Annotated in this window: 6 protein-coding genes and 1 pseudogene; all 7 read left to right on the top strand. The window is 63.4% G+C overall.

Translation table 11 applies throughout. From position 1 onward, the window contains the following. Positions 1-120: pseudogene (purU, locus tag HJB84_RS17960) on the top strand (formyltetrahydrofolate deformylase); the annotation flags it as partial. Between the two features lie 118 nt (positions 121-238). Further along, positions 239-3,160 carry an aminotransferase gene (locus HJB84_RS17955; RefSeq protein ID WP_221116510.1) on the top strand — a complete coding sequence of 974 codons (2,922 nt, stop codon included), beginning with the start codon at positions 239-241 and terminating at the stop codon, positions 3,158-3,160. Between the two features lie 521 nt (positions 3,161-3,681). Beyond that, positions 3,682-3,876, top strand: a complete 195-nt coding sequence (locus HJB84_RS17950) for a hypothetical protein (protein WP_003544544.1) — start codon at positions 3,682-3,684, stop codon at positions 3,874-3,876. Positions 3,877-4,005: 129 nt separating this feature from the next. After that, positions 4,006-5,001, top strand: a complete 996-nt coding sequence (locus HJB84_RS17945) for a P1 family peptidase (protein WP_221116509.1) — start codon at positions 4,006-4,008, stop codon at positions 4,999-5,001. 43 nt (positions 5,002-5,044) lie between these two features. After that, positions 5,045-5,965, top strand: a complete 921-nt coding sequence (locus HJB84_RS17940; protein WP_221116508.1) for a LysR family transcriptional regulator — start codon at positions 5,045-5,047, stop codon at positions 5,963-5,965. A 152-nt stretch (positions 5,966-6,117) separates the two neighbouring features. Then, positions 6,118-7,647: an ABC transporter substrate-binding protein gene (locus HJB84_RS17935; protein WP_221116507.1), complete on the top strand. Its 1,530-nt coding sequence runs from the start codon at positions 6,118-6,120 to the stop codon at positions 7,645-7,647. 182 nt (positions 7,648-7,829) lie between these two features. Next, positions 7,830-8,777, top strand: a complete 948-nt coding sequence (locus HJB84_RS17930) for an ABC transporter permease (RefSeq protein ID WP_221116506.1) — start codon at positions 7,830-7,832, stop codon at positions 8,775-8,777. The last annotated feature ends 1 nt before the right edge of the window (position 8,778 follow it).

Below are 8,778 nucleotides of genomic sequence, written 5' to 3'. Positions count from 1 at the left end.
AGCCAGGTGCTGGCCCGCGCCATCCACGCCCATATCCATCACCGCACCTTCATCAACGGCAACCGCACCGTGGTCTTCCCGGCAAGCCCCGGCAGCTACGCCTCCGAACGCATGGGTTGATCGCGGGCGAGACCCACTCTCTTTTGCTGGCAAACGACAATCTCCCGTTGCCTGCCAGCAGCAAGTATTTGATTATCGCCTTCAATAGGTAATCGAATCATGCTGCGGGAGGGGTGTCATGACCGACGAGGCGCTTGTTGATCGCATGGCGCTGCCGCGTCCCGACGTGACCGTTGCCGACGCGGAAGAGATCCTGCTTGCCCATTACAGTCTGTCCGGCGCCGTTGCCGAACTCGGCAGCCAGCAGGATCGGAACTTCCGCGTCGATAGCCATCGCGGTCGCTACGTCCTGAAGATCTGCCATGCCGTTTACGAGACCCGCGAACTCCAGGCGCAGAATGCGGCGATCCATCATCTCAAGAGCAGGCAAGATGCGCCACGCGTTCCCAATGTGATCGCCACGAATGACGGACGGGAGATCCTCGTCCTGACCGTGCGCGGACAAGGCTGCCAAGTCCGGCTGCTCGAATATCTGGAAGGCCAGGGGCTGACGGAACTGACCTATCTGGCGCCGGCTTCCGTCGCGGCGCTCGGCGCGCTCTGCGCGCGGCTGGCGCTGGCGCTTGCCGACTTCAACCACCCCGGCCTCGACCGCAGCCTGCAATGGGATCTCAGGCGCGCCGGGCCGGTCGCGGTGCAACTGCTTTCCGTCATCACCGACAGCGCCGCGCGCGACCGGATTGCCAAGACCATGGTGATGGCGGTCCGCCGCATCCAGCCCTTGGCGCCGTCGCTTCGGCTGCAGGCCGTGCATCACGACGTTACCGGCGACAATGTCGTCGGTCACCGCAATGCCCATGGCCATATAATCCCCGACGGGGTGATCGATTTCGGCGACATCATCCGCGGCTGGCTGGTCGGCGACCTCGCCGTCACCTGCGCCTCGCTGCTGCATCATGCCGAGGGCGACCCTTTTCATATCCTGCCCGCCATCACCGCTTATCAGGCGATCTATCCGCTGACCGAGGAGGAGCTGAAGGCGCTCTGGCCATTGATCGTCGCGCGCGCGGTCATTCTTGTCGCCAGCGGCGAGCAGCAGATTTCGATCGATCCCGAGAATGATTATGCACGCGGCAATCTGGACCGCGAGCGGGCGATCTTCGATACAGCGATGTCCGTGCCCTTCGAGCTTATGGAAGCGGCGATCCTCAAGGCCGCCGGCGCCGATGTCGCCGCCCCGGAAACTTCGGGATGGCTGCCGCTGCTGCCTGACATCGAGCCCGCCGGGATCGCCTATGTCGATCTTGGTGTACGGAGCCCGCATTTTTCCGCCGGCAACTGGCTGAATGCCGACATGGACTGGCGGCTGCTTGCCCGCGCTGCGACCGAAAACGGCACGGCCGCGACGCGCTACGGCGAATATCGGCTTTCCCGGGCGGGAACCGCCAGGGGACAGGCGACCTGCGCCCTGCATATCGATATATGCCTTGCCGCAGGCAGCGCCGTTGCTGCGCCGTTTGCCGGCCGCATCGGCTGGAAGGACCAACATCTGACGCTGACCAGCGACAGCATGACCCTGCACCTCGACGGGCTCGACCTCTCGGTCGAGAATGAAGCCGAGGTTGCCGGCGGCGACCCGCTCGGCACGGTCGTCGGCGAGGTTTCGTCGCTCGGCGGGCTGCGCGTCCAGCTTTGCAGCGTCGCGGGGTTCGAGCCGCCGCTCTTTGCCACACCGCGCGAGGCAGCGGCCTGGTCGGTGCTCTGCCCTTCTCCGTCGCTGCTCCTCGACCGGCAAGCGGATGCGCCGCGACCGGAAACCGCCGAGCTGCTTGCCAGGCGGCAGGCGCATCTGGCAGGGGCGCAGAAGAATTATTACGCGGTGCCGCCGCAGATCGAGCGCGGCTGGAAGGAGCATGTATTCGATGTCGAGGGCCGCACCTATCTCGACATGGTCAACAACGTCTCCATTCTCGGCCATGGCCATCCCAAGCTTGCGGCGGCGATCAACGCCCAATGGCTGCGGCTCAACACCAATTCACGCTTCCACTATGCGGCGATCGCGGAATTTTCCGAACGGCTCGCCGCGCTTTCACCGGATGGGCTCGACGCGGTCTTCCTCGTCAACAGCGGCTCGGAGGCGAATGATCTGGCGATCCGGCTGGCGCAGGCTCATAGCGGCGCGCGCAACATGCTCTGCCTGCTCGAAGCCTATCACGGCTGGTCGGCGGCAAGTGACGCCGTCTCCACCTCGATCGCCGACAATCCGCAGGCACTGACCACCCGTCCGGACTGGGTGCATGCCGTCGTGTCGCCGAATACCTATCGCGGCGCATTCCGCGGTCCCGATACGGCGACCAGCTATGTCGGCGCCATAACGCCCGTGCTGGAGGCGATCGACGCCGGCGGCAAGGGCCTTGCCGGCTTCATCTGCGAATCGGTCTACGGCAATGCCGGCGGCATTCCGCTGCCGGACGGTTATCTCAGCCAAGTCTATGCGCAGGTGCGCGCTCGCGGTGGCCTTTGCATCGCCGATGAGGTGCAGGTCGGTTATTCCAGGCTCGGACATTATTTCTGGGGCTTCGAGCAGCAAGGGGTCGTGCCTGACATCATCACCGTGGCCAAGGGCATGGGCAACGGCCATCCGCTCGGCGCCGTCATCACCACACGGGAGATCGCGCAATCGCTGGAGAAGGAGGGCACGTTCTTTTCCTCTACCGGTGGCAGCCCGGTCAGCTGCATCGCCGGCATGGCGGTGCTCGACATCATGGCCGAGGAGATGCTGCAGGAAAATGCCCGGACGGTCGGCGATCATCTGAAGGCGCGGCTTGCCGCACTGATCGACCGCCATCCGATTGCCGGCGCCGTGCATGGCATGGGGCTCTATCTCGGCCTCGAATTCGTCCGCGACAGAACGACGCTGGAGCCGGCCACCGAAGAGACGGCGGCAATCTGCGACCGGCTGCTGACCCTCGGCGTCATCATGCAGCCGACCGGCGATCACCAAAACGTGCTGAAGATCAAACCGCCGCTCTGCCTCAGCATCGAAAGCGCGGATTTCTTCGCGGACATGCTGGAGAAGGTGCTCGACGAAGGCTGGTGAGAAAGGCTCTCTCGGATTAACCAAATCGGTCATTTCGAGGCATTTCGATTTTTAACGAAACGGGCCATTGCCTGATTCAGCCGGGCTTCCTATGTCTGCTGCGGCGATCGATAGAACGCTGATTCTGTCATGCGAATTTTACGAAGAGCTGATATGTTTCTTTCCGTAAGTTTCCACTTGGATGGAATGAAATTTTTCGGATCGTCGATTTTTTGACACGTTTCGGAATATGTTTCTGACAGGCTGTAGGGTAATCTCTATCAAGTTGGTAGATTATCAAAGACAGCCATCGCCGGCCCCGGGCTCTTCCGGGACCTCTCAAGTGCAACGCCAACGCAAGGAACGAGCATGATAGATATCGATATTCTCGCCGATCTCCTTGGGCGATTTGTGCTTGGCAATGACCGTCCGGGCGCCCTCTCCCGCCCGAACTGTCGAATGTGACGTTCGTCCTCCTTTCAACGGTACCAGACAAGTCAATTCGCCATGGCCGCGCATGTCGCGTGGCAGGAGTTCTATCTATGAAGAAGCAAGTTATCGAATATGCAGGCGTTCCTGTCGGGATCGTCATTCCCGATGAAGACCGGCTGAAGTTCATCGCCGTGAAATTTCATGTCCACGACCTCGACGAGCAGCGTTTCGGCTCGCCGGACGAGGTGCGGCTGGCCATCCACGATCTGATGACCCGCCGTCATCCGAAGCCGCTTCATGCCTGAGGGCATGAGGCCGGCACTCGCATTCACGGCTTTTCCCGATGTTCGACCGGTCCCGCCATTCGGGGCCGGTCTTGTTTTTTGAGGGTAATTGCAGTCCTATCGGCGGCCTTTCCGCATAAGGATCCGCCGTTGCCCGATCTTCTCAACCTCATCACCGACATCGATGGCGTTTCCATCGGCCATGCGACCGACCTTGCGCTCGGTTCCGGCGTCACGGTTATCGTCTTCGACGCGCCGGCGGTCGCCTCCGGCACGGTGCTCGGCGGCGCGCCGGGCGGACGCGACACCGGCCTGCTCGATCCGTCGATGACCGTCAACGCCGTGGATGCCTTCGTGCTCTCCGGCGGATCGGCTTTCGGGCTGGATGCCGCCGGCGGCGTGCAGGCGGGACTGCGCGAACTCGGCCGCGGCTTTGCAGTCGGGCCGGTGCGTATACCGATCGTGCCGCAGGCGATCCTGATGGACCTCTTGAACGGCGGCGACAAGGATTGGGGGCTGCACGCGCCCTATCGCGATATGGGTTACGCCGCCTTGAAGGCGGCCGCCAAGGGCGCCTTTGCGCTCGGCACTACAGGCGCCGGCACGGGTGCGACGACGGCCACGTTCAAGGGCGGGCTCGGCTCGGCCAGCGCCGTCAGCAGCGCCGGCCACCGCGTCGCGGCTGTTGTCGCCGTCAATGCGCTCGGCTCGGCGACGATCGGCGACGGGCCGCATTTCTGGGCGGCACCCTTCGAAAAAGACGCAGAATTCGGCGGGCTCGGCATGCCAGATGCGGCCGATCACAGGATGCGGCTCAAGGGCATGAACGGGCCGGCGACGACGATCGGCGCGGTGGTGACCGACGCGCAGCTGACCAAGGCGGAGGCGCACCGGCTGTCGCTGGCCGGCCATGACGGGCTTGCTCGGGCGCTGCTGCCGGCACACCTGCCGCTCGACGGCGACACCGTCTTTGCCGCCTCGACCGCCAGGCATCGCAGAGACGACATGGCGAGCCTGATGGAACTTTGCCACCTTGCCACTATCGTCATGGCACGGGCGATCGCACGTGGCGTCTACGCCGCCACCGCGCTGCCGGTCGAGGGCGGGCAAATGGCTTGGCGCGACCGCTATCCTGACGGTCATTGATTGAATAGGGTCGCAACCCGGGCAGAATGGCGGAGAGACGTGAATGCAGATCCGGGCGCTGATGTATTTCGACGAGCTGGTCAGGACCAATTCTATGCGCCAGGCGGCCGAGAACCTCAACGTCGCGCCGACGGCGATCAGCCGGCAGATCGAGAACCTCGAACATCATTTCGGTGCGCCGCTCGTCGAACGCAGCGCCCGCGGCGTCAAGCTGACGGCCGCCGGCGAGCTGCTTGCTGCCCGCGCTGGCCGGACGCTGCGCGAACTCGATCACGTGCAGCAGCTGATCGAAGACCTGAAGGGCCTGCAGCGTGGCCGTGTCAGCATCTATGCCAACGGCGCGACCGTCGCCAATCTGCTGGCGCCGGCGCTGGCCGAATTCAGCCTGAAATATCCGCAGCTGCGTTTTAGCGTGATGATCACCAGCGCGCGGCAGGCGATCGATGCCGTCAACAGCGCCGAGGCGGATATCGCGGTGACGCTTTTTGCGCCGGTCCTGTCCGGCACCAAAGTGCGGCTGCGCTCCGAGATCGCCTATGATCTCATCGCCACGCCGCAGCATCCGGCGGCCGCGCACGCCGAAATCCCGCTGAGGACGCTCGCCGACTACGCGTTGGCACTGCCGGATCAATCCTTCGGCTTCCGCCAGGCCTTCGACACGCTGTTCGAGAAGGAGGGGTTGAGCCTCGATCCGGTCTTTGTCACCAGCTCGCTCGAAATGTTGAAGGAACTGGTGCTCAGCGGGGCCGCAGCCACGCTGTTGCCAGCACTTGCCGTCCGTCGTGAGATCGAAGCGGGCCAGCTTCTGGCCATTCCGCTTTCCGGCAAGACCGGCATCCGCACCCATGTCGATCTCTGCGTCGCGCCCGACCGGCAGCTGTCTTTCGCCGCGACGAAGCTGCTCGACTTCATCGAGAGGTTCATGCGCGAGCAAACGAACCGCCGAGCCGAGGCAAAAGTCTGACGCTTCCGGCTTGCCTTGACGGCCGATTTGCGGTGTAGCTTTTTCGGCTACACTGAGCACACAAAATCGTCATTGTGTGTGCACCGGGATAGTGCCACTCTTTTCGCAAAAGGGGCCTCCGCCAACTGAGCGTGGCCAGACAAGGGAACATGATGATCGAGCTTTCCTTTGCGCCGTCAGCGCGTTTCGTCCGACGGCTTTCCCTCGGTGCCGTCGTTTCGGCCGGCCTCGTGATGACGGCGATGACGCCGGCGGAAGCGGCAAAGACCACCCTCGCTCTCGGCATGAGCGTCGAGCCGACCGGCCTCGATCCGACGATCGCAGCACCGGTGGCGATCGGCCAGGTGACCTGGCAGAACGTGTTCGAGGGCCTGGTGACGATCGACCAGGCCGGCAAGATCCAGCCGCAGCTGGCAAAGAACTGGAAGGTCTCCGCCGATGGCCTCACCTATACGTTCAAGCTGCAGGCCGGCGTCAAATTCCATAACGGCGAGGCCTTCGATGCCGCCAGCGCCAAGTTCTCGCTCGACCGCGCCCGCGGCGCGGATTCGGTCAATCCGCAAAAGCGCTTCTTCGCCTCGATCGCCTCGATCGATACGCCCGATGCCGAAACCCTGGTGCTGCATCTCTCGGCGCCGACCGGCAGCCTGATCTACTGGCTCGGCTGGCCGGCATCGGTGATGGTCGCGCCCAAGACGGCGGCCGACGACAAGACGACGCCGGTGGGCACCGGCCCCTTCAAATTCGCCAGCTGGGCGAAGGGCGACAAGGTCGAACTGGAAAAGAATGCTGATTACTGGGACAAGGATGCGGCCGCCAAGCTCGACAAGGTGACTTTCCGCTTCATTGCCGATCCGCAGGCGCAGGCGGCTGCGCTGAAATCCGGCGATCTCGATGCCTTTCCGGAATTTGCCGCACCCGAACTGATGACTTCCTTCGACGGCGATGCGAGGCTGGTCACCAGCATCGGCAATACCGAGCTCAAGGTCGTCGCCGGTATGAACAATGCCAAGAAGCCGTTCGACGACAAGCGCGTGCGCCAGGCGCTGATGATGGCAATCGACCGCAAGACGGTGATCGAAGGCGCGTGGTCCGGCCTCGGCACGCCGATCGGCAGCCACTACACGCCGAACGATCCGGGCTATCAGGACATGACAGGCGTGCTCCCCTATGACGTCGAGAAGGCAAAGGCGCTGCTTGCCGAAGCCGGCTATCCCAACGGCTTCAGCTTCACGATCAAATCGCCGCAGATGGCTTATGCGCCGCGCAGCGCTCAGGTGATGCAGGCGATGTTTGCCGAAATTGGCGTGACGATGACTATCGAGCCGACCGAGTTTCCAGCGAAATGGGTCCAGGACATCATGAAGGACCGCAACTTCGACATGACAATCGTCGCCCATGCCGAGCCGCTCGACATCGACATCTACGGGCGCGATCCCTATTATTTCAATTACAAGAACACAGCCTTCAACGCGCTGATGCAGAAGGTCCAGGAGACGGCCGATCCCGCCGCGCAGAGTGCGATCTATGGCGAAGCACAGAAGATCCTCGCCGAGGACGTGCCGGCGCTCTACCTCTTCGTCATGCCGAAGCTCGGCGTCTGGGACAAGAAGTTGAGGGGGCTGTGGGAAAACGAACCGATCCCTTCCAACGTGTTGTCTGGGGTTTCCTGGAAAGAGTGAGGCGGTAGGTTTGTTAGGTGGGTGGTTGCGCCGGCTTTGGGGAGATCCGACATGCTTTTGGCCGATATAGCGCCCAGCCCTGCCCCTGCCTCACTAAGTCCAGTCAGCCCGGGCCGACATTGTTTAATTTCGCTGGCGGATGGCGCGGGGAGCCGCCGTGCCACCCCGGCAGCGTGGCCAGCATGATCGCGCTCCTCGCCCGCCGTCTCACCGGTCTCCTCGTTACGCTTCTGATCGTCTCACTGCTGATCTTCGCCGTCATGGACCTGCTTCCCGGCGATCCCGCCTCGATCATGCTCGGCACCTCTGCAAGCCCGGAGACGCTGGCGGCGCTGCGCCATGATCTCGGCCTCGACCAGCCGCTCATCCTGCGTTACGGGCAATGGCTTGCCGGTGTCGTGTCAGGCAATCTCGGTCAATCCTACACCTACGGCGTTCCGGTGGCGGGGCTGATCGTCGAGCGACTGGCGGTGACGCTGCCGCTGGCGCTGATGGCGGTCGTGCTTTCGGTGATGATCGCCGTGCCGCTCGGCGTGCTGGCCGCCTCGCGCCGCGGCGGCATCTTCGACATCATCGCAACGCTGTTTTCGCAGATCAGCATCGCCGTACCCGCCTTCTGGGTGGCGCTGCTGCTGATCATCCTGTTTTCGACGATGCTCGGGCTGATGCCGGCGGGCGGCTTCCCGGGCTGGAGCGCCGGCGTTCTACCGGCGCTCCAGGCTCTGGTGATGCCGGCCGTCGCACTGGCTATGCCGCAGGCCGGCGTGTTGACGCGGGTGGCGCGTTCAGCGGTGCTCGACACGATGCACGAGGATTTTGCCCGCACCGCGGTGGCCAAAGGGCTTTCACGCAGCGCCGTGCTGTGGCGGCATATCGTGCCGAATGCGCTGATCCCGATCCTGACCATGGTCGGGCTGCAGTTTACCTTTCTCATCGCCGGCGCGGTGCTGGTGGAAAACGTCTTTAACCTGCCCGGTCTCGGGCGGCTCGCGCTTCAGGCGCTCTCCCAGCGCGACATCATTGTGATGCAGGATGTCGTGCTGTTCTTCGCAGCCCTCGTCATCGTGATGAATTTCATCGTCGACCTCTCCTATCTGGCGATCGACCCCAGGATGAGAAAGGCGGCATGAA

Source organism: Rhizobium sp. NZLR1b (assembly GCF_019685155.1).
Classification (GTDB): domain Bacteria; phylum Pseudomonadota; class Alphaproteobacteria; order Rhizobiales; family Rhizobiaceae; genus Rhizobium.
This window is presented reverse-complemented; position numbering and strand designations above follow the sequence as displayed.

Bases quoted from the DNA above. Each gene is read 5' to 3' on its own strand.
- HJB84_RS17955 (WP_221116510.1), top strand. From the start codon at position 239: ATGACCGACGAGGCGCTTGTTGATCGCATGGCGCTGCCGCGTCCCGAC.
- HJB84_RS17950 (WP_003544544.1), top strand. From the start codon at position 3,682: ATGAAGAAGCAAGTTATCGAATATGCAGGCGTTCCTGTCGGGATCGTC.
- HJB84_RS17940 (WP_221116508.1), top strand. From the start codon at position 5,045: ATGCAGATCCGGGCGCTGATGTATTTCGACGAGCTGGTCAGGACCAAT.
- HJB84_RS17935 (WP_221116507.1), top strand. From the start codon at position 6,118: ATGATCGAGCTTTCCTTTGCGCCGTCAGCGCGTTTCGTCCGACGGCTT.
- HJB84_RS17930 (WP_221116506.1), top strand. From the start codon at position 7,830: ATGATCGCGCTCCTCGCCCGCCGTCTCACCGGTCTCCTCGTTACGCTT.